11 protein-coding genes and 8 pseudogenes are annotated in these 20,590 nt (G+C 58.6%); 14 read left to right on the plus strand and 5 right to left on the minus strand.

All coding sequences use genetic code 11. The annotated features are described in order from the left end of the window. The first annotated feature begins 190 nt into the window (after positions 1 to 190). Positions 191 to 1,936, plus strand: a complete 1,746-nt coding sequence (locus RQ479_RS24625) for a CocE/NonD family hydrolase (RefSeq protein ID WP_128288313.1) — start codon at positions 191 to 193, stop codon at positions 1,934 to 1,936. 425 nt (positions 1,937 to 2,361) lie between these two features. Here the strand turns inward: RQ479_RS24625 and RQ479_RS24630 are convergent. Then, positions 2,362 to 2,488: pseudogene (locus RQ479_RS24630) on the minus strand (integrase); the annotation flags it as partial. A 751-nt stretch (positions 2,489 to 3,239) separates the two neighbouring features. On the opposite strand from RQ479_RS24630, the pseudogene RQ479_RS24635 reads away from it, so the two are divergent. The 6 genes and pseudogenes from RQ479_RS24635 (at position 3,240) to RQ479_RS24660 (ending at position 10,967) form a co-directional block, all read left to right on the plus strand. Continuing rightward, positions 3,240 to 4,431, plus strand: a pseudogene (locus RQ479_RS24635) (IS256 family transposase). A gap of 646 nt (positions 4,432 to 5,077) precedes the next feature. Then, on the plus strand, positions 5,078 to 6,055 hold the full coding sequence (locus RQ479_RS24640) for an ABC transporter ATP-binding protein (RefSeq protein ID WP_245486589.1): 978 nt from the start codon (positions 5,078 to 5,080) through the stop codon (positions 6,053 to 6,055). Further along, a complete protein-coding gene (locus RQ479_RS24645; protein ID WP_128288312.1) occupies positions 6,045 to 7,064 on the plus strand; it encodes an ABC transporter ATP-binding protein in 1,020 nt (339 codons plus the stop codon). The genes RQ479_RS24640 and RQ479_RS24645 overlap by 11 nt, the downstream gene beginning before the upstream one ends. 133 nt (positions 7,065 to 7,197) lie before the next feature. Further along, a complete protein-coding gene (locus RQ479_RS24650) occupies positions 7,198 to 8,889 on the plus strand; it encodes a peptide ABC transporter substrate-binding protein (RefSeq protein WP_128288311.1) in 1,692 nt (563 codons plus the stop codon). Positions 8,890 to 8,980: 91 nt separating this feature from the next. Further along, a complete protein-coding gene (locus RQ479_RS24655; protein ID WP_128288310.1) occupies positions 8,981 to 9,988 on the plus strand; it encodes an ABC transporter permease in 1,008 nt (335 codons plus the stop codon). Continuing rightward, complete coding sequence (locus RQ479_RS24660; protein ID WP_128288309.1) at positions 9,981 to 10,967, plus strand: ABC transporter permease; 987 nt, start codon at positions 9,981 to 9,983, stop codon at positions 10,965 to 10,967. Before RQ479_RS24655 ends, RQ479_RS24660 begins: the two co-directional genes overlap by 8 nt. 606 nt (positions 10,968 to 11,573) lie before the next feature. Here RQ479_RS24660 and RQ479_RS24665 read toward each other — a convergent pair. Continuing rightward, positions 11,574 to 11,945: pseudogene (locus RQ479_RS24665) on the minus strand (transposase); the annotation flags it as partial. A gap of 223 nt (positions 11,946 to 12,168) precedes the next feature. Between RQ479_RS24665 and RQ479_RS24670 the strand changes: the two are divergent. From RQ479_RS24670 to RQ479_RS24685, 4 genes and pseudogenes are all read left to right on the plus strand, one after another. Next, a complete protein-coding gene (locus RQ479_RS24670; RefSeq protein ID WP_376706011.1) occupies positions 12,169 to 12,285 on the plus strand; it encodes a hypothetical protein in 117 nt (38 codons plus the stop codon). A 477-nt stretch (positions 12,286 to 12,762) separates the two neighbouring features. Further along, on the plus strand, positions 12,763 to 13,761 hold the full coding sequence (locus tag RQ479_RS24675) for a succinylglutamate desuccinylase/aspartoacylase family protein (RefSeq protein ID WP_127396987.1): 999 nt from the start codon (positions 12,763 to 12,765) through the stop codon (positions 13,759 to 13,761). A 96-nt stretch (positions 13,762 to 13,857) separates the two neighbouring features. Continuing rightward, positions 13,858 to 14,876 (plus strand): annotated as a pseudogene (locus tag RQ479_RS24680) (IS481 family transposase). Beyond that, positions 14,843 to 15,574: pseudogene (locus tag RQ479_RS24685) on the plus strand (IS110 family transposase); the annotation flags it as partial. The pseudogenes RQ479_RS24680 and RQ479_RS24685, both read left to right, overlap by 34 nt. Positions 15,575 to 15,832: 258 nt before the next feature. On the opposite strand, the pseudogene RQ479_RS24690 reads toward RQ479_RS24685, so the two are convergent. The 3 pseudogenes from RQ479_RS24690 to RQ479_RS24700 all read right to left on the minus strand — a co-directional run. Next, a pseudogene (locus tag RQ479_RS24690) lies at positions 15,833 to 16,521 on the minus strand (IS630 family transposase); the annotation flags it as partial. A 321-nt stretch (positions 16,522 to 16,842) separates the two neighbouring features. Further along, positions 16,843 to 17,010: pseudogene (locus tag RQ479_RS24695) on the minus strand (transposase domain-containing protein); the annotation flags it as partial. Further along, a pseudogene (locus RQ479_RS24700) lies at positions 17,006 to 17,236 on the minus strand (IS3 family transposase); the annotation flags it as partial. The pseudogenes RQ479_RS24695 and RQ479_RS24700, both read right to left, overlap by 5 nt. 228 nt (positions 17,237 to 17,464) lie before the next feature. Between RQ479_RS24700 and RQ479_RS24705 the strand changes: the two are divergent. The 3 genes from RQ479_RS24705 (at position 17,465) to RQ479_RS24715 (ending at position 20,563) form a co-directional block, all read left to right on the plus strand. Continuing rightward, a complete protein-coding gene (locus RQ479_RS24705) occupies positions 17,465 to 17,968 on the plus strand; it encodes a helix-turn-helix domain-containing protein (RefSeq protein ID WP_164895722.1) in 504 nt (167 codons plus the stop codon). Between the two features lie 178 nt (positions 17,969 to 18,146). Further along, positions 18,147 to 18,443, plus strand: coding sequence for a hypothetical protein (locus tag RQ479_RS24710; RefSeq protein ID WP_206622065.1), 297 nt, complete (start codon positions 18,147 to 18,149; stop codon positions 18,441 to 18,443). Between the two features lie 887 nt (positions 18,444 to 19,330). Next, entirely contained in the window at positions 19,331 to 20,563 is a 1,233-nt protein-coding gene (locus tag RQ479_RS24715) for an acetyl-CoA carboxylase biotin carboxylase subunit family protein (protein WP_128289273.1), read from the plus strand. The last annotated feature ends 27 nt before the right edge of the window (positions 20,564 to 20,590 follow it).

Here is a 20,590-nt window from a genome sequence, read left to right on the forward strand (position 1 = left end):
AGGATAATTCGTTCAAAGCGGCCGCTGACGCTGCTAGCTTCATAGCGCGGTTCTTGATTGTCGGAGCCATGTGAGGCCGCCCAAGCTCAGCACTACAGGCCGCCTGTTTCGAAGAATGTCTTCCGGCTTTTGTGCATTGTTCAACGCGATTATGAAAGCAAAGTAAATGGAAATTGAACGGGATTCGCAGATGACACTCAATGCCCCTCTTACTGAAGCTGACGTCGCATGCGACATGGGCTACGTGTCGATGAAGGACGGAACGCGCATTGCCTACATTTCGTATTATCCGAAATCTGGCCGCTATCCGAGCGTCTTCTGGTACTCCCCATACACAGCGGGCTTTGCACCTTTCGAAGTCGCGAAACCGTTTCTAAACGCCGGCTACGCTTTCGTCGGGGCCAACTTCCCAGCGACGGGCTGTTCGGAAGGCATCATCGACTATTGGTTTGACCGAAAGGAAGGGATTTATGGTGCCGAAATAGTCGAATGGATTGCTGAAGAGCCCTGGAGCGACGGCAACATTGGAATGGTCGGCAATTCATCTGCGGGCACGGTTCAATTCTGGGTCGCAGCAGAACGACCGCCTCATTTGAGAGCCATTGTGGCGAGCGGCGTCTTAGACGGCTACGACGATTGGATTTCCTTAGGCGGAATGCTGCAGCTCTCCACATTGCGATGGTCTCTCGACAGTGAGTTCGTTTCCCAGGTTGAGGGAGTGGAGGGGCGAATCAGCGCGGGGGATACCGAATGTGTCCGAATTCGTGGAGGCGACCGACAACTCGTCAAACATTCATTCTTTGATGAGATCAGAAAGCGCCCACTAAAGGATGAATGGTGGGACTCGATCTGTTTGGCTCGCGACGAGGTTGCCGGCAAGGTTGCTGTCCCCACAATGATTATTGGTGCGTGGCAGGACCGCTGTGCAGTCAGGGAAAGCACTCGGCTATTTACTCAGCTGATGCCGAACTTGGAGCACCAGAAACTTGTCCTTATGAACGGCGATCACGGTATCGCCGGTCCGGGACCCCGTGAGTATAGCATTGTAAGCGACGAGCGTATGAAATTTCTGGATCGCTGGGTAAAGAGGGTTGACAATGGTATAGAACACGAATTGCCGGTAACTATCTATTGGGAAGTTTGGGAGCCCGGTGGAGATCCCAAGAAGTCCGTTGCGGGTTGGGTAACACAGCACAACGGTTGGCCAGAATCTTCAGTGGAGCGTCGCCCGTACTTTCTGACGGCCGATGCCAAGATATCGCCTGACAAACCTGATGCTCGTCCCAATCACGGCTCGCGCGCCTACCTCTATCCGTCTGGAGCAGAACTCTATGGAAACAATCAGCAATTCGCCATCCAGCCCAACAAGGAAGGTGTGTTGAACTACCGCACGGCTGTAGCGCTCTCCGAGATGACACTATTGGGGAACCCGGAAGTTACACTCTATCTCAGCATCGACAATGGAGATGATGCAGACTTGGAACTAACTTTGAAGGATGTCGATTCGGAAGGAAACGTGCTCTTCCTTCAATCAGGCCTGCTGCGCGCGTCACTACGCGCAGTCGATGAAAAGCGGAGCTATTCTGACGAAGTCGTTCATATTTTTCGCGAAACCCAGAAACTCACGCCGGGGCAAATTTATGAGATGCGAATGTCGCTGTTGTCGCCAATCGCTCATGTAGTGCGACGAGGCCACAGTCTTGAGCTAACCATCGGCGCTCCCAATCCCATCTCCAAGCCGTCCATCGGCAGCATTCCAGCTGGCGCTGCATCCATTAACAGGGTCTATCACTCGGAGACATATCCTTCGAGAATCCTCCTTCCCATCATGCCGGGGGCGAAAGCGCAAGCGCCCGCACCTGAATGGGGCACCCAGCGAGCTCAGCCTTATCGAAAAGGATCTGTGTTTGTCACCGGCGGATTGCCAATTCGTTGAGCTTCAGCTCAGACATCACCCGCCAAACTCCGACCCGGGCAGGCATAGTTCGCCCAAGGTAGGGTGACCAAATAAGATAGGGTTGTAGAGACCGTCGTCGTAGTGCTGTTTGCCAGGATTGGCACGCCGTTACCTGTGCGCGCGATGCCACCAACTCCGCGTCCGGAATGCCATCTGGCCCGAGGGGGCGCATCAACAAACTGGGGCCAAGCCGGTGCGTCGGTCTTTAGCCCGCGCTGGCGGGGACCCCCAGATGCGCAGCGACATCGCTATGGGGGGCACCCTCTGATGCCGGGCCGTTAAGGCCACAATGCGAAAATAATGGTGTTTGGCGTCGCATGCTCTCCACGCATTGTAGTTTCCCGATCCCCACTCGCAAGCTGGCCGCGTGCTCACCATGGGAGTCGTGGTGCTCCTCCGGACCAAGAACGGCCAAAGTAGTGCGAAAACTTCGCCACGGCATGCACATAGGAGCGCAGCGTGGCCGGCGACAGATTACGGATCGTGATATCCTCGATCATGCGCCGGGCGAAGCGGGCTCAACTCGGCCATCTTATTGCTCCTATTCTCAAGATTGCGCTTTAACCTTAACAGCCGCAATCCTTCAAAACAGAAGCTTCACCCGCAAGCCGAACCGCCAAATGTGATGGAGGTGAACGCTAGTGAAGCCAAGGGTGTTGCCGCGAGGTGGTGTCTGAAGGAAGCGTGGAGCGCGATCTGGCGAACAGAAACCGGATGTGAGGCACCCCGGGCCGGACGAGCGGGCAACATATCGCGAAGTCCATATCATCAAGGGGCAGGGCTGTAGATCCGGCAGGTGCGCGGGAAAGGTGATTGAACTTACCTGGGAGGCCTGCGTCATGTTCCGACTTCGGAACTGAGGGAACCGCTTATGCGATCAAGCTGCGACCAAGCCACAAAAAACTTTAGGCCGTGAACTCATAAATGAGGGATGACCGAGAGACGAATGGATTGGGACTTGCGTTTGTGCCTTTGTGTACGCGGCGCGATCATCTAGGTTCCCAACATGGGCCTCCCTTTCTCCTACGTTCTGACTAGCAACGGCCGGCTCAATATCCGGATCGTCACCTACTGGCCGAGAACTACCTCGCCGCACTGAAACTTGTCGCAATTCGCATCTGGCTACGCGGTTATGAGTCTACGTCCTGGTATACCCGCTCGGCATAAGTTCGGCGGTCGGCATAGGGTAGTGTGCTGAGGGTTCTGCAAATTCGCTGAGAGAGGGCGGTCATGGCAGGCTGGTGATTGTTAACGTCACCGATTCCCGCGAAGGAACGCCACCATGACCAAGATTGAAAGTAAGACCGCCAGCGCTGCCGTCAAAGACATTCTGCTTTCGGACCCGGATGGATTGCACGAAGTGATCCGTGCGGTGATGCAGGAGGTGCTCGAGGCCGAGATGGACGAGGCGCTGGGGGCTTCGAAGAGCGAGCGCACACCTGAGCGGCTCGGCTACCGCTCGGGTTATTACGGCCGCACCCTTGTCACGCGGGTCGGCAAGCTTGAGCTGCGGGTTCCGCAGGACCGGGCCGGCCGCTTCTCGACCGAGCTTTTCGAGCGTTACCAGCGTTCCGAGCGGGCCTTGGTGGCGACGCTTGCGGAGATGTATGTGCAGGGCGTGTCGACCAGGAAGGTCAAGGCGATCACCGAAGAGCTGTGCGGCCATGCGTTCTCGGCCTCGTCGATCTCGGCCATCAACAAGCGGCTGGACGAGAGCCTCGCTGCCTTTGCCAGGCGCCCCCTTCAAGAGCCGTTTCCTTACCTCATCCTCGATGCGCGCTATGAGAAGGTGCGTGAGGCCGGCGTCGTCATGAGCCAGGCGGTGCTGATCGCTGTCGGCATCGATTGGGACGGCCGGCGCCAGATCTTGGCCGTCGAGATGGCTAATCGCGAAAGCCGCTCGGCCTGGAGGGACTTCCTTGTCGCGCTGAAGGCGCGCGGGCTCAGGGGCGTCGAACTGGTCGTGTCCGACGATCATGCCAGCCTGGTGGCGGCGATCGGCGGGGTGATCCCCGAAGCCGCCTGGCAGCGCTGCTACGTGCCTCAGGAACGCGCTCGATCACCTGCCGAGAAATCGTGGCGATGATTGCCTGCAGGAGTTGCGCTGGCTCTATGACCGGCGCGATCTCGCCGAGGCCAAGGCCGATCTCGCCGCATGGCTTGCCAAATGGTCGGGCCGCTATCCGCGACTGACGAGCTGGGTAGAGGAGACCATCGAATGCACGCTGACCTTCTTTTGCCTGCCGCGCCAGCACCACAAGCACCTGAAGTCCACCAACATGCTGGAACGCCTCAACGAGGAAATCCGCCGGCGCACCTATGTCGTGCGCATCTTCCCGAACGCCGAAAGCTGCCTGCGCCTGGTCAGGGCGCTGGCCGTCGAAACCAACGAAAACTGGATGGAGGCCAACCGCTACATCAACATGGATGACCTGCGCGAGCACAAGAAGCTTGCTTTGCGCCAAGCCGCATGACCAGCATCGTGGCCGCCCCCAATTTGCAGAACTTGACGCACACAACCCGGCATAGACCGCCAAGGTTAATCAGGTTGATCCGCACGCCTGACTTTACCAGACATCGAGCGCATCGCCAATGGCTGGCCCAACTGCAACATCGACGCCTCATGGGCCTGAGCTGCCCGCTTTCGATCGATCGCGGATCCTTGTCACTAGAAACGAAACCGGGGAAGCCCATCACCATATCCGGGACGAACTCTCAACCGCAATCACCAAGAGCGAACCGCATCAGCGGCGCGCTCAAAGTCACCCAATCGCACTTATCCAGTTTGACCCATCTCGCTTCTAGATAACAACATTATACAAACTATAATTGACGTAATCCGGCCGGCCGTTGATTATCAACGAAAGCGAGTAGAGTTCGCTTGTCCCGCCATAATAGAATTCATCCCGCCATAATGGAAAAGGAAGCCTCGTCAGAATCGAAAGAAAAGGGAGGGATTGCCGATTCATTCAGTTGCCAGTTCTGCGTGAAACGCACGTGGTCCAGCTTGAGAAGGCACTGGCCGAGCTATCCGGGACACATTGAGGGCGTTCGGTGAAACGAGGGGTAGCTTTAGTGGGTCGGACATCACACAGAATAAACGACGCGCCGGTCTTGCAGGTGTCGGACCTGCGGATTGTTTTTAGGACCCGCGGAACCACGATCCACGCCGTTAACGGCGTCAGCTTTGAACTTAATCCCGGCGAACTGCTTGGCGTCGTCGGTGAAAGCGGCTCTGGCAAGAGCGTTACGATGATGTCGCTCATGAAGCTCCTGCCAACGCCGCCTGCCGAAATCGTGTCTGGAAGGGTGCGTCTCGGGGACCGGGATCTTTTGTCGCTTAACCCGAGCGAAATGCGAAATGTCCGCGGCGGCGAGGTTGGGTTCATCTTCCAGGACCCGATGACATCGCTCAACCCGGTCTTCACGGTAGGCTACCAGTTGATGGAGCCGTTGCGCAAGCATTTCGGTCTCAGCCGTAGCGAGGCGCGCAAGCGTGCGATCGAGCTTCTCTCGCGGGTCGGCATTCCCTCGCCGCAGGACAGGATAGACGACTATCCGCACCAGTTCTCCGGTGGGATGCGCCAGCGGGTGATGATCGCCATTGCGTTAGCCTGTGACCCAAAGGTGCTTATCGCCGATGAGCCGACGACCGCCCTCGACGTGACGATTCAGGCCCAGATCCTGGACCTCATGCAGAAGCTGCGCCAGGAAATCGGCATGAGCATCATCTGGATCACACATGATCTCGGTGTGGTAGCCGGGATCGCCGATCGGGTGATGGTCATGTATGGCGGACTTGTTGTCGAATGCGCCGCTGTCAACGATCTCTACGCAAATCCCAGTCATCCGTATACGCGCGCGCTTCTGGAAACCTTGCCGCGGGCCAATATGTCGGGGCAGGAGCGACTGAAGAGCGTTGGCGGCCAGCCGCCCCATCTCACCGTCTTTCCGACTAGCTGTCCCTTTGCGCCCAGATGTCCGCATGCTTTCGACCGGTGTCTCAGCGAAAGGCCGCCGCTGATGCCTGTTAGCCAAGCTCACGATGCGGCGTGCTGGTGGGACGTAACCAGGGGGAGGCCGCGCGATGATTTCTGAGCCCAGCATCCTCGCCAGAGATGGACAGGCCGGCGACGACGACGTCCTTCTCCGTATCAGTAACCTGACCTTGCATTTCCCGACCTATCGGGGTGTCTTCGGGCGGCAGGCAGGCAGCATCAGAGCGGTGGACGGCGTGAATTTGGAAGTCAGGCGAGGCCGAACGCTGGGCCTGGTTGGCGAGAGCGGCTGCGGCAAGACGACGACGGGGCGCGTTATCCTGCGCCTTTACGACCCCACCGGCGGCCGCATCGAATTTGATGGACAAGACATCACGCACATCGGGGGCAACAAGCTGCGCCGCATGCGCGCGCGCATGCAGATGATCTTCCAGGATCCGCAGGCCTGCCTCAATCCGCGCATGACCGTCGGCTCGATCATCGCTGAACCGCTCAATGAGCACGCTGTGCTAAAAGGCACGGAAAAGGAGAGGCGAATCCGCGAGTTGCTCGATTCAGTGGGCCTCAACCCGAAATTCGCCAACCGCTACCCGCATGAATTCTCCGGCGGCCAGCGCCAACGCATTGGCATCGCCCGGGCGCTCGCACTCAATCCGGACTTCATTGTCTGCGACGAGCCGATCTCCGCCTTGGATGTCTCCATCCAAGCTCAGGTGGTCAATCTCCTCAAAGACATCCAGGAGCAGTTCTCGCTGACATACCTCTTTATCAGTCACGACCTTTCAATGGTTCGTCACCTCTGTGACGATGTCGCGGTGATGTATCTGGGCAAGGTGATGGAACTCGCACCGCGCGACCTCATCTACAAAGACCCAATGCATCCCTACACGAAAGCATTGCTCTCTGCGGTCCCGGTGCCGGATCCAAGGGTAGAGCGAGCTCGGCAGCGCATCGTCCTCAAGGGCGATGTACCGAGCCCGGCCAATCCGCCTTCGGGGTGTCGATTTCGCACCCGCTGCCCGGTCGCGTTCGACAGGTGCGCGGTAGAGCAACCGGCTTGGCGAAAGCTGGCCGGAGAGCGCTGGGTCGCTTGCCACAGGGCCGAGTGAAGCAGTGGAAGCGAGGTCCCTCGCAGAAAGGTTTCACTAACGCGTCCGTGATTCACCACGAGGACGGATTTAGGCGTGGGGCAAAAGGCCAGAATAAGCCAGGCCGAGGTTAAAAAAAGAGGAGAACAACAGAATGTTAAGATTAAAATCACTTCTAGCAGGGGGGATGGTAGCGACCCTAGCCGCATCGTCTGCATTTGCCGGACGCGGCACAGACGGCGCCGTCAAGATCCTGAATTGGCAGGCGCCGTCGATGATGAACTCTTACCTCGCGCAAGGCGACAAGGAGACCATTCCTGCCTCGCTAGTGCTTGAGCCGCTAGCCGGTTATGACGAGAATGGTGAGCTTTTCCCGCGGCTTGCCGCGGAGATCCCGACCGTCGAAAACGGCGGCGTCGCCAAGGACCTCAAGTCGATCACCTGGAAGCTGAGGCCAGGCCTCAAATGGTCCGACGGTTCGCCGGTCACCTCGAAGGACGTGGTTTTCACCGCCAACTACTGTATGGACCCAAAGGTTGGCTGCTCAACAGCTAGATTCCAGGGTGTCGACAAGGTCGAGGCGCTGGATGATCTGACCGTTAAAGTGACGTTCAAGGAGCCGACGGGAGTCCCCTATACCCTCTTTGTCGGGAAGGCGTCTCCGATTATCCAGGCCAACCAGTTCGCCGACTGCCTCGGCGCAAAGGCCCAGACCTGCACCGAAGCCAATTTCTATCCGGTCGGCACCGGGCCGTTTGTCGTCACCAGTTTCAAGCCGAATGACGCGATCCAGCTAAAGGCCAACCCGAACTACCGCGATCCGAACAAGCCCGCTTTCGCCGAGGTCGACATCAAGGGCGGCGGCGATGCGCTCGGGGCGGCCCGTGCCGTGCTGCAGACGGGCGAATATGACTACGCCATAAACTTGCAGCTCGCTCCGGACGTGCTAAGCGAGATGGAGAAAGGGGACAAGGGCAAGGTGGCGGTGGCCTTCGGGGCGCAAGTCGAATTCCTCTTCATGAACCTAACCGATCCCTCGCCCAGCCTCCCGCCGGAGGAGCGTTCGACAGCCAAACATCCACACCCGATTCTCAGCGACGTTCGCGTGCGCAAGGCTCTGTCGATGGCGCTAGACCGCGTGAGGTTGAGCGAGATCGGCTACGGCTCCATGGGCAAGCCCACCTGCGACTTCGTTCCGGCGCCGCCGACCTTCGCCGCCGGCAGTACGGGCTGCCTGGAGCAGGACATCCCGGACGCCAAAAGGCTTCTTGACGAGGCGGGCTGGAAGCAGGGGCCCGATGGCATCCGGGAGAAGGACGGCGAAAAGCTGAACCTCACTTTCGTGACCACGACCAACGCCGTGCGCAACCAGTTCCAGGCGATCATCAAGCAGTGGTGGCACGAGATAGGCGTTGAGGTAGAGCTCAAGAGCGTCGACGCTTCGGTCTTCTTCGGCAGCGATCCGAGCAATCCGGAAACGTACACGAACTTCTACGCCGACGCCCAGATGTGGGCCGACTACTTTGACGGTACCGATCCCGGCGCATATGTCGAAGCCTACACCTGTAGCCGGGTTCCGCAGCCGGGCTCTCCAGGCACGAACACCCCGCGCTACTGCGACACGAACTACGACGCGCTCGTGACAGAACTCGGCAAGACCGCTGATATCCAGAAGCGCGGCGAGATAGTCAAAAAACTCGATACCATTCTAACGGACAGTTACGCGATCATGCCACTGGTCTGGCGCGGAGTCGTCTCGGCGATTTCCAATACGCTGGGCGGCACTATCCCGAACGCTTGGGATTCCGAGTTGGGGAACGCTCAGGACTGGTATCGCAAAAAATGAGAGCCTGCGTGTTCTTGTAAGGGTGCTCGGCTTCCATTTCCACACCGGCCGCGGGCACTATTTCCGCGGCCGGCAGCAATAGGTACGGCGCATGCTCAACTATGCCATCCGACGACTGCTTATCGCGATCCCGACCCTGTTATTAATAAGCCTCGTGATCTTCTCGCTGCTCAAAATGGCGCCTGGCGATCCGTTATCGCAGTTGCCCCCTTCCCTTCCGCCTGAAGTGCGCACAAAGATGCGCGCCGCTCTTGGCATCGACGGGCCGCTGTTCGTCCAGTATCTTCTTTGGCTGAAGCAGTTCTTCGTAATCGAGCCGTTGCATGGCTTCGACGTTCTTTTCGGAACGCACTTTTCGGACGGTGTACAGCGCATCATCTCCTGGCAATCGCGCGGCCCGGTCTTCAGCATTATCGCCGAACGCCTTCCTCAAACCTTGGTAGTCGTCGGCCTCGCCTATATCGTCGGTGTGCTGATTGCTCTGCCGATCGGCATCGTCTCGGCCTACAAGCAATATTCTGTGTTCGATCAGATCGGCACTTTCTTTTCGATGTTCGGCCTTGCCGTACCGTCTTTCTTCTCGGGCGTTCTGGCGATTCTGATCTTCGCCGTGTATCTCGACTGGCTTCCGACGATCTACAACACCAATCTCGTCGTGGACAACTGGGGCAGTTTTCTCGAGCAACTCCGGCAAATGGCCATGCCGGTGATGGTGCTAGCTGTTCAGACCACGGCTTACATCAGCCGCTATCTGCGGTCGTCAATGCTCGACAATCTCGGCCAGGACTACGTCCGCACGGCTCGTGCCAAGGGAATGGGAGAGCATGTGGTCGTTTTCATCCATGTGTTGCGCAATTCGATGATCCCGGTGGTCACTATCATCGCGCTCGGGCTGCCAAGCATCTTCGGCGGCGCCATCGTCACCGAGCAGATATTCAAGGTCAACGGAATCGGCGAGCTCCTGATTACCGCCATCTCCGCCAACGACGTGCCGATGGTGCAGACATTGGCCTTCATCTTCGCTGTGCTGATCGTCGTCTTCAACCTGATTGCCGATCTGCTCTACGGCGTACTCGATCCCAGGATTCGCTATGACTAATCTGCTTAGCTACCACGAGCCGAAAGAAGTTGCCGAGGCGTTTGTTTTGCAAACGCCAACTACCGATCCCGTCGCCGACGTGGACCCTGTGTTGATCGAGGCACCGTCGCGCAATCAGCGGTGGGACGTCTGGGACCAGTTCAAGACCCACAAGGGCGCGCTCGCCGGGGCGGCCGTCTTCTTCCTGATTGTCGTAGGTGTCCTCTTCGTCCCCTTCGTTTGGCGCGTAAGCCCTACCTATATCGACTTCACGACTATGAACGCGGGACCAAGCTGGGGCCATCCGTTGGGCACTGACCAGCTTGGGCGCGATTTACTGGCGCGGATGATGACAGGCGGTCGCATATCGATCGCCGTCGGCCTGACGGCGATGGTCATCTCTATTTGTATCGGCACGCTTGTCGGTGTCCTTACCGGTTACTTCAAATCCCTTGATGGGCCGCTGATGCGGCTCACCGAACTCTGTTTGTCATTGCCGGTGCTCCCATTGCTATTAGTCGCAGTGATGCTGTTCCGCGATGCGGTGGCAAGCGTTCTCGGACCCGATCTGGGGAGTTTCATCCTAATCGTGTCGATCATCGGCGTGATGAGCTGGATGGGCACGGCGCGCATCGTGCGGGGCGAGGTGTTGGCCGTAAAGCAGCGCGAATTCGTATTGGCTTCGCGCAGCATCGGCACCCCGCCGCATCGGATCATCTTTCGGCATGTGCTGCCCAACGTCATGTCGCCGATCATTGTCTCGGCCACTCTCGGCATCGCCGACGCCATTATCACGGAAAGCGTGCTGTCGTTTCTCGGTTTAGGCTTTCCGCCAGATTTCCCGACCTGGGGGCGGCTGCTCTATGACGGGATGGGACAGATGCAGGTTTACCCGCAACTAGTGCTGTGGCCGGGGATTGCGATTTCGCTCACAGTCCTCAGCGTCGCTTATATCGGCGACGGCCTCAGAGATGCGCTCGATCCACGACTGCGGCGATGAAGCACGTTCGTGAGTCCTTCGGTATGTCAGACGGCTTGATTGGTCCATTCTTCACACCGGCGAAACTGGAATTCAGGACTCAGCATCGTCTCCGAGAGACCTTTGACGGCGGCAAGTGCCTCCATCTGCATTGGCGAACTCGTTGGCAAGTGACGTATTGTTGGCCAGGCGGCTAACGCATTTGGAACAACCCGAGCGAAACGAAATGCAGATCGAAGATGTCTTGTTAGCGCCTGGCAAGGGCGCATTTTTCTATGACAATCAGGCTGCTATCTGCGTCGGGCTTGTCCTGGCCGATGGCTTCGCTGTCTGGGGTGACATTATAAGCATCCAGTATTCTGGTCCGGCGGACGCGTTCCTCTGTTCGACACCAACCAATTCTCAGACTTAACCTCACGCGTAAAACTCTGGGCATCGGCGCCCAGTGCCTTGGTGGCCTTGATGACAGTGGTTGGCGTCAAGGTTGCGACCTATCGTACGCATACGACGAAGGCCGCATGATTAGCACGCGCGCGTGGCCGCGGCGGGCTCTATGATGGACTTGCGTGAAGGTCAGGCGGCCTGCTGATCGGCGGGCTTGTCGGCTTCGCGCAGGCGGTTCCATTGTCAGGGCAGTAGTTCGTGCAGACGCGAGGCGGGAAGATCGGCAATGCGGCCACGACGTCGGCGAGCCAGGCTTTCGGGTCGACGTCGTTGAGGCGTGCCGTGGTGATGAGGGTAAGCATAACGGCGGCGGCGCCACGCTGGGAACCGGCGAAGGTCCAGTTGCACCTTCCCAGAGCAATGCCACGTAGCGCTCTTTCCGCCGCGTTATTGCTGAGGCAGATTCTGCCGTCGTCGATGAAGCTGGCGAAGTCGCCCCAGCGCATGAGCATGTAGTTGATTGGCTTCAGGACCGCGGAAGCGCGAGAGGGTGTCGCGCTCGCGGAGCAACCAGGCGTGCATGTCGTCGAGAAGTGGTTTGCTCTTCTCCTGCCGCGAGCCACCTACTCCTTTCGAATGTAATGCGCGCCGGAATAGCCGTTTTAGCAAAGCACCTTGATGACACGCTTTCGGGAGGTGGCGCTCGCGTGAATGTTGTCGCGCCTGGGTATTTTGATACCGGGAGAGTCCACAAGAGGATTGAGGCGTTGATAGTGATGAAGGCCTGAATCGAGATGCGGCCATTCACCGTGTCGCCAGTGCCAATCCCTTCGGTCGTATTGGAACCGCTGATGAGCTAGCGGAGTTGGTTGGAATCATCGTGGGCGACCGCGCAAGATATCTCAATGGTACGACGATCGTGATAGATGGGGGCAGCAGCAGCCTCGTAATTTAGCTGTAATTTAGGTATAGATGCGGACAAGCGCCGCCGAGTTCTTTTGGACCGCAACTCATGGTCATGCCTGGTGCGCCACATCGCTGATGAATCCCCATTCGGGAGCCATACGCGATGGCACGCAAACGCGTGGCCCACCCCAAAAGGCTGGAAGCAGACGCAGCCTGTCCGACCGCCCGCGCAATCAGGTTCCGCTCACAACTGGCATCCTTCGGCGGCGCGCAATCTCACAAGCCCTCTCACCTTGGCCGGCCGCTTCGTCGCGCCGGCGGAGCTTCCCAACGCCGCCCCTGCAGAATTTCAGCAATGACCGAGACATCCCCTCTGCTGACGGGCCCATGTAGGCGCGGGCCATCTGAAAACGGGATGGTAGCGTCCGCGACATTATATTGGCGAATCGAAGGTAGCTTGGATTAAAAGTTGGAAATACGCAAAACCCCAGCTTCAATTCGCTGAATAATCACAATAGGCTAAAAAATGAGCGAGGCGCCACATCTTACGTTTGATCTCGACAAACCCGGCATGAGCAAAGGGCATCTCGTTGTCCCGGCAGGTGCCGACTGCGGAGAGCTCTCGCTCCCGGTCTTCAGTATCAATAAGGGCGTTGGACCGCGTCTTCTTGTCACCGGCGGATGCCATGGCAATGAACTGGAAGGGCCTCTTGTCGCGCGACGGCTTATCGAGTGGCTGCCCGAAGCGCAAACCTGTGGACAGGTCATCATCGTCCCCGTACTAAATCTGCCGGCGGTGCAGGCATTTAGCCGCAATACGCCGATTGACGGATTGAACCTCAACCGAGTGTTTCCGGGCAATGCCAATGGTTCGGTAACGGAACGAATCGCGGATGCCGTTTCGCGCGTTTTGCTGCCGATGGCCGATACCGTGTTTGATCTGCACAGCTTCGGACCGGCGTGGGAATATCCACCATCGACCACGACGCATCCCATCGCAGATCCCGATCTCATGGTCAGGACGGTGAGAATGGCGGAGGCGTTCAAATTGCCGTTGACTTTAGTGTGGGATCACCCAAGTACGGCTGGAATGTTCGATACCCTTGTCCAAAACCAGGGGAAGGTATTTGTTTGCGCTGAATTCGGAGGGGGCAATGTCAGCTCTGAATCTCTCGCAATCTACGAAGCTGGAGTTCGTAACGCATTCGTTTCGCTCGGACTTATCGAGGGAAGAATCGAGTATCCGACCTTCCGTCAACGGAAGCTCAGTCAGACACTTCAAACACAGTGCCCCTCCGATGAAATGAGATCGCTTGGACCGGGCATCTTCGAACCTTGCTGCTCGATGATGGATGAAGTGAAGCAGGGAGATCTCATCGGCATTCTGCATCCGGTGGATTCTCCGACAGCCGTTTCCGCTGATATTCGGTCTCCCAGTACTTCCATCGTCTGCGGCATTCGATCCGGCGGCTACGTCGTGGCTGAAGAATGGCTAGCGCTCCTTGCGCGACCGCTCAGATCTTGAGAGTCAGTGACCTGCCTGGATGTTTGAGCGGGCGGCTAGATGTTTGATCCCAGATTTTGATGGGGCATCCTTGTCCTCCGAATCAAGGGATGCGCTATGGGCCAGGTTCTTCATGGGACCGCACGACGACAGAGGCGGTCCGTCGAGCGATACAGCATAGTCAAGAGAGCCTGAGGGCGCTGGCGAAGCGCTACGGGATCAACCAAAAGACTGTTGCCAAATGGCGGGAACGGACCTCGGTGGCAGATTTGCCGACCGGTCCGAGAGAGCCTAGATCGACAGTGCTCTTGCCCGAGGAGGAGGCCGTCATAGTCGCCTTCCGGCGCTACACTCTGTTGCCACTCGATGACTGCCTCTATGCCTTACAACCGACGATCCCACACCTGACGCGCTCATCACTGCATCGCTGCCTGCAGCGCCACGGCATCAGCCGCCTGCCGGACGTAGAAGGCGACAAGCCGGCGAAGAAGAAGTTCAAGAGCTATCCGATCGGCTACTTCCACATCGACGTCGCCGAGGTGCGCACAGAACAGGGCAAGCTGCACATGTTCGTCGCTATCGACCGCACCTCGAAATTCGCCTTCGTCGAACTGCATGAGAAGGCCACCACCGCCATATCGAGAGACTTCCTACTGCGCCTGATCGCGGCCGTGCCCTACAAGATCCACACTGTCCTCACCGACAACGGTATCCAGTTCACGACGCCCGGCGCCGGCGGTTCGGCCGTGCCATTGATCAAGGAGGCCATCGCAAACGGCGAACGCTTCTGGGCCCATGCCTTCGAATACGCTTGCGCCACGAACGACATCGAGCACCGAACGACCAAGGCAAGGCATCCGTGGACCAACGGCCAGGTCGAGAGGATGAACCGGACTATCAAGGATGCAACCGTCAGGCGTTTCTATTACGAGAGCCACGACCAACTCCGCCAGCACCTTGCCGACTTCATCTCGGCCTACAACTTCGGTCGCAGGCTCAAGACCCTCAAAGGCCTTACGCCCTACGAGTTCATCTGCAAGGCGCGGGCGTCACAACCGGAACGCTTCAAACTCGATCCGCTCCAGCAAATGCCGGGACTAAACAAGCCGCACAACGACCGACCATGCGGTTCGTAACGGCAAAGAGCGAAGAGCAGCAGGCGGCGGCCATGGTGTTCCGCATTCGCGATCTTGTGGTTCGCCAGCGTACGCAGACGATCAACGCGATGCGGGGCCATCTTGCCGAATTCGGGCTGGTGGCCGCGCAGGGGCTTTTCTACGTGGCCAAGCTCGTCGCGGCGATTGAGGATAAGGATTCCGCCATCCCCGAAGCCGTCCGGCCGGTTCTATGCCTGCTCGTTGAGCAGCTCCGCACGCTGGATGAGAGAGCGGCCATTCTCAACCGCGAGATCGCCCGGCGCGCCAAGGAAGATGCGGAAGCCCGGCGATTGATGACCATTCCCGGTATAGGGCCAATTGCCGCAACTGCCGTTGCCGCGTTGGCTCCTTCGGCCCGGACGTTCCGGAGAGGCCGGGACTTCGCGGCATGGCTCGGCCTCACGCCGCTGCAACGTTCCTCGGGCGGCAAGCAAAAGCTCGGCGAGACGTCCCGAATGGGCGAGCGGACTTTGCGCCGGCTGCTGATCGTCGGGGCCAGCGCGACCGTGCGCTGGGCGATGCGCAAAGGCGCGGCAGCAGATCCTTGGCTCTCTGGGATGCTGAGCCGCAAGCCGCCCATGCTGGTGATCGTCGCCCTGGCCAACAGGACGGCACGCGTCGTGTGGGCGTTGATGGCCAAGGGCGGGACCTACAGGGCACCGGCTCTGGCAGGGTAGTCCGCTCCCCGGGCGGTCCGCCAAAGTGTGAGAAGGTCGAACGGAGATAATGGCGCTACGGTCAATGAGACGGGATCGGGAAAACCAGATCATGGATACGCGCCTCGAGCGCGCCAGATTGTTTTGGACCCGCTCCGCGAACTCCCATACGGGCCCGCGGCATATGACAGCCGCAACAGAGGCCGGACACATGTCAGCACCCGACCACGCTCCGCGCTCTTCGAAAAGATTCTTCTTGCACCAACGGGGGCGTCCACACATGATGACGATGTCACCGGGCTTGAGGGTTGGGGCGAGAACCTTGTCGACATAGAGCTGGAAACGCTCGCCGTTGATCGGTCCGTCGATCAGCCATGGTGCATCGACACGGTCGTGGCGCAGTGCCGCCAAGAAGGTCATGGTCTTCCAATGACCGTGCGGCACCTTGGCCTTGATCCTCTCGCAGCGCGGCGCCCATCCTCTGAGCGGCGCCATATTGGTCTTGGTCCAGGTCTCGTCGATGAACACCAGGCGGGAAGGATCGATGCGGTCCTGATGCTTTGCCCACTGGACCCGCCGGCGCGCCACATCGGGGCGATCCTGCTCACTGGCGATCAGCGTCTTTTTTTGTGACTGAGCTTCTCGGCGTGAACGAACTCCCATACCGAGCGGTAATCGACCTTCAGGCCGTGATCGCCAAGCTCGGCCACAAGACCGCGCAGCGTGAACTCCGCCGCCCGGCAGCGTACCAACAGCCACTCCCGATGCTCTCCGGCAATCTTCTTCGGTCTGTGCCCACCCATCTTGCCGGGTGTCAGCTTGTTCGTCTCGCGCAAGCGGCGCACCCATCGGATGACCGTGCTGATTCCAACCCCGTAGCGCTCTGCGGCCTGACGTCGCGACAGGCCCTCCTGCTCAACCGACGCTACCACCCGCGTGCGAAGATCCATCGAGTAAGGCTTGCCCATCCATGCCGGCCTCCTGACCCAGCCAGCAGGTTGAATCAGATTTGCTCGCCTTCGGGAATCCCCTTTCGATTCAGACTCAATTCATCCCGCTCTAGTGCCGCCTGGCAGGTTGGCGCCGCTCCCCATGTCGATTTTACTGCGCTACGCGGCTTGGCGGCGCTGCTGCAGGATTTAACACCCGCTTCGGGCACCCCATCGCAAATGCGAGATTCGAGCGCAGCATTGGACTCTCACGACGCGCTCCAGATGGTGCGGCCTGATCTTCTCAGACATCATGACACGCCTCCTGTCGCTCCGTAGTAAGCGCGTAGCTGATGCCGTCTAGCGCTGGTAGTTCCAAGGCATGAGCGCCTCGACGTCGCTGTTTGGCCAGCCATTGGCGATGCGCTCGAGGGTCTGGGTGAGCCAGGCGTGCGGATCGACCTGGTTCATCTTGGCGGTGGCCAGCAGCGTGGCGATGGTGGCCCATGTCCGCCCGCTGCTAGCTGAAGCGCGGATCGAGCACCGGCACGTAACGTGAGAACGTGTCGACGACCGTCAGCACACGGATCTTCTTGCCGGGGGCGAGCTGATCGTGGACGAAGTCCCTCGCCCAGACGTCGTTCGAGCCAATGGCCTCCTGGCGATCTTCCCGCAGCTTCGACTTTACGCGCCGCTTGGGCGTCTTGTTCCTCAGTTGGAGGCCCAAATTCCTGTAAATGCGATAGGTTCGCTTACATTGAAGGGACAAAGTCAGTTGCCCAAACTGCTCGCAGGTCCAGGCTCCAGGATGGGATTGAGGTCATCAATAATAAGCCGCAAGCTCCACTTAATCAACCTCTTAACCCAAATTGTGTCGGTAGCACACGATATGTCCGGTTTAGGTAGCACACGATCTGTCCAGTAGGTCTCGACCTTTTGCGGGGTCTGGATGCGCCGGTCGGAAGCCAATCAAGGTGTGCGAATGATCAAGTTTCGAGACGTTTTGAGCCGGTATGAGGCTCTGGAGTTCAACCAGATGGAGGCGGCGCAGTTGCTGGGTTTGAGCGAGCGGACCCTTCGGCGCTGGTGCTGCAGGTATGAAGAGGCTGGGGAGGCCGGCTTATTGGACCGCCGTCTCGGCAAGGCGTCGGGCAAGCGGGTTCCGCTGGACCGGGAGTTTGAGGTCGAGACGCTCTACCGGACGCGTTACGGCGGGTTCACGGCCAAGCATTTTCACGAACTTCTGGTGCGCGATCATCAATTCAACTGGAGTTACACCTGGACGAAGGCGTTCCTGCACTCGAAAGGCCTGTTGACCAAGGCATCCAGGCGTGGGGCGCACCGGCGCAAGCGGCCGCGCCGGCCCTTGCCAGGGATGATGCTGCATCAAGATGGCTCGCGCCACGTCTGGCTCGCTGGCCAACCGCGCTCGACCTCATCGTCACGATGGACGATGCGACGAACACGATCTATTCGGGCTTTCTGACCGAGGAAGAAGGGACGGCTTCGACGTTTCGGGCTTTGGAGGAGGTGTTTGGCGGCCATGGCCTGGCGTTGAGCCTCTATACCGATCGAGGCAGTCATTATTTCCATACGACGCAGGCTGGCGGAAAGATCGACCGGACAAACCTGACACAGTCGGTCGCGCGTTGGCTCACCTTGGCGTGGAGCATATCGCGGCTTATTCGCCGCAGGCACGGGGTCGTTCGGAGCGGGTTTTCCATACCTTGCAAGACCGGTTGACGAAAGAGTTGGCGTTGGCCGGGATCACCGCCATGGAGGAGGCCAACGCCTTTCTGCGCGACGTTTATATTCCGGCCCACAACAAGCGCTTCGCCGTCAAGCCCGAACAGGAAGGATCAGCCTTTGTCGCCATCCCCGGCGTCGATCTGGGTGAGATCCTGTGCATTCAGGAGGGCGCCTGGTCGGCAATGACAATTGCGTCTCATTCAATCGGCTGAAGCTGCAAATCCCCGAGAGCCCGTTGCGCCCGCATTTCGTCAAGGCGACAGTCAAGGTGCGCCGCTATCATGACGGCGCCTATGCCATCTTTCACGGGCCACGTTGTCTGGGTCGCTACGATCACAATGGAATAGAAGTGGACAGACAAAAAGCCGCTTGAATCCGCTCGGCGGTCGCGAGAACAAAAGCAGAAGCAGCGGACAACTCGTGTGCTACCTAAACCGGACAACTTAATTCGCTATCGACACCTCTTCACCCAAATTCGTTATAGCTCAAGCGCGGCATTGCGGTCGATCACACGACCGTCCGCCATTGGGTCGTCCGCTTTCTTGCCCCTGCCGGTGAAGCGCTTCAACCTGCGCGAGCGGAGTTTTGCTGGCAGCGTCAGCGTTCGCAACTCGTCACGCTTTGGTTCATCGAGCAGCGGGACCTGCCAGCCGCCAATCGCTTCTTCAGAAAGCCCTCGACTATCATAGGCCGGCTGGTCCGAGTCACCACCGATGGCAGCAGACCGACCGTGAGGCAGACGTTTCCTGTGACGCCACAAATCGCTTGCAGGATTGTTCCCGGGTTTTGGCTATCGATGATCCACCAGAGCCCGTACCTCATCAAGACGCTCGAGGAGGAGCATCGGGGTCGCTAGCGCCGCGTGCGGCACATGCACGGCTACAGATCATTCCCCAGTCTCGCCGCCCGACCAGCAGCTAACCAATCCTCCGGCATCTTAGCACAGCTATTGCAACGAAACCTTCAACTAAATTTGCAGAATCTTTGCGACCGCAAATCGCTGAAAATGGTAAGTGCACTGCCAGGTCTGAGGATCGGCACGCCTAAAAAGCTGATGCTCGGACCGCCGCACAGCATCAGCTAAGAGGTTAACGAGTCAATGGCAAGAAGAGCTCTCATTCTGCTTGAAGGCGGAACTAATAGTCGCCTATACGTCCAAGCGGCCCAGCGTCTTGGTCTTCATCCAATTACCCTGTCCGCCGATCCCGCTCGTTACGACTATCTTGCGGTGGAAGGAGTTGAGGCAATCCGTGTCGATACAGACAATCTCGACGTGCTGATCCGCGAATGTTCCCAGCTGCGTGCGACCTATGACATTGCTGGCATTACTGGCTTTACAGGCGCCGACGAGTCGGTCCACGTGACAGCCGGCAAGCTCTGCCGGTATTTCGATCTACCAGGACCGAACCCCGCATCGATTGAACGATGCTGCGACAAATTCACTCAACGTCAGCTCCTCGCGGAGGCCGGCGTTGCAGTACCTGCTTATCGCTTGGCAGCGAATGCGACGGACGTAGAAAGCTCTGCTGCGGCGATCGGCCTGCCGGTGATTCTTAAGCCAGCCGTAGGCTGCGGCAGCCGCGGTGTCCGATTGTGCCGCAATGTCGATGAGTTAGCCGAACATACCGCCTATCTGTTGGGCGGGAAGCACATATGGCGGTCTTCGCCGAGGATACTGGTCGAAGAATTCGCACAAGGTCCCCATTATACCGCTCAGATAATGGGAAATGAAGTCATTGGAATTACCACCTCTGACTTCGGCCCCCCACCGCATTTTGTCTATCGTCAGTTCACCTTTCCGGCCGAGCTGATTGATGACGAGCATGAGCGTATCGCCGATGTTTCGCTGAAGTCTTTGCGAGCTCTCGGCCTTGGCTGGGGGCCAACGAACATTGAATTCCGGTGGACGAAGCTTGGCCCAGTGGTCATTGAAGTCAATCCGCGCCTTGCGGGCGCGCTCGATTCTCAACTGGTTCAGCTGGCTTACGGTGTCGATCTCGTCACCGAGCACATCAAGCTCTTCATCGGCGGCGAATCGAATTTGCGCTCAAGGCACTCGTACACTGCGGCCACGCGGATACTGGATACTGATCGCGATGGCATCCTCGATTGGATTGATGGCGTCAGTCGGGCGGCTGCCATATCAGGCGTCGTCGAGGTCAAACTGTATGTTGAACCGAAGACGCCGATCGTCAGGAAAGGCGATTACCGAGACGGTATCGGACATGTCATCGCCGTTTCCCCCAGCCTTGCTGAGACCGAGGTCGCACTTCAGCGGGCCGTCGAATTGATCAGTTGGTCAATCACACCATTTCCGAGCCGTGGCGATTAGAGACAATCTTCGGCCCTTACCTCCGCA

Source organism: Mesorhizobium sp. ISC25, assembly GCF_042295465.1.
In the GTDB taxonomy this organism is placed as follows: Bacteria; Pseudomonadota; Alphaproteobacteria; order Rhizobiales; family Rhizobiaceae; genus Mesorhizobium.

What these genes read in the sequence shown, in the direction of transcription:
- RQ479_RS24705 (WP_164895722.1), top strand. Translation starts at nt 17,465, where the DNA reads ATGATCAAGTTTCGAGACGTTTTGAGCCGGTATGAGGCTCTGGAGTTC.
- RQ479_RS24650 (WP_128288311.1), top strand. Translation starts at nt 7,198, where the DNA reads ATGTTAAGATTAAAATCACTTCTAGCAGGGGGGATGGTAGCGACCCTA.
- RQ479_RS24715 (WP_128289273.1), top strand. Translation starts at nt 19,331, where the DNA reads ATGGCAAGAAGAGCTCTCATTCTGCTTGAAGGCGGAACTAATAGTCGC.
- RQ479_RS24645 (WP_128288312.1), top strand. Translation starts at nt 6,045, where the DNA reads ATGATTTCTGAGCCCAGCATCCTCGCCAGAGATGGACAGGCCGGCGAC.
- RQ479_RS24660 (WP_128288309.1), top strand. Translation starts at nt 9,981, where the DNA reads ATGACTAATCTGCTTAGCTACCACGAGCCGAAAGAAGTTGCCGAGGCG.
- RQ479_RS24625 (WP_128288313.1), top strand. Translation starts at nt 191, where the DNA reads ATGACACTCAATGCCCCTCTTACTGAAGCTGACGTCGCATGCGACATG.
- RQ479_RS24675 (WP_127396987.1), top strand. Translation starts at nt 12,763, where the DNA reads ATGAGCGAGGCGCCACATCTTACGTTTGATCTCGACAAACCCGGCATG.
- RQ479_RS24655 (WP_128288310.1), top strand. Translation starts at nt 8,981, where the DNA reads ATGCTCAACTATGCCATCCGACGACTGCTTATCGCGATCCCGACCCTG.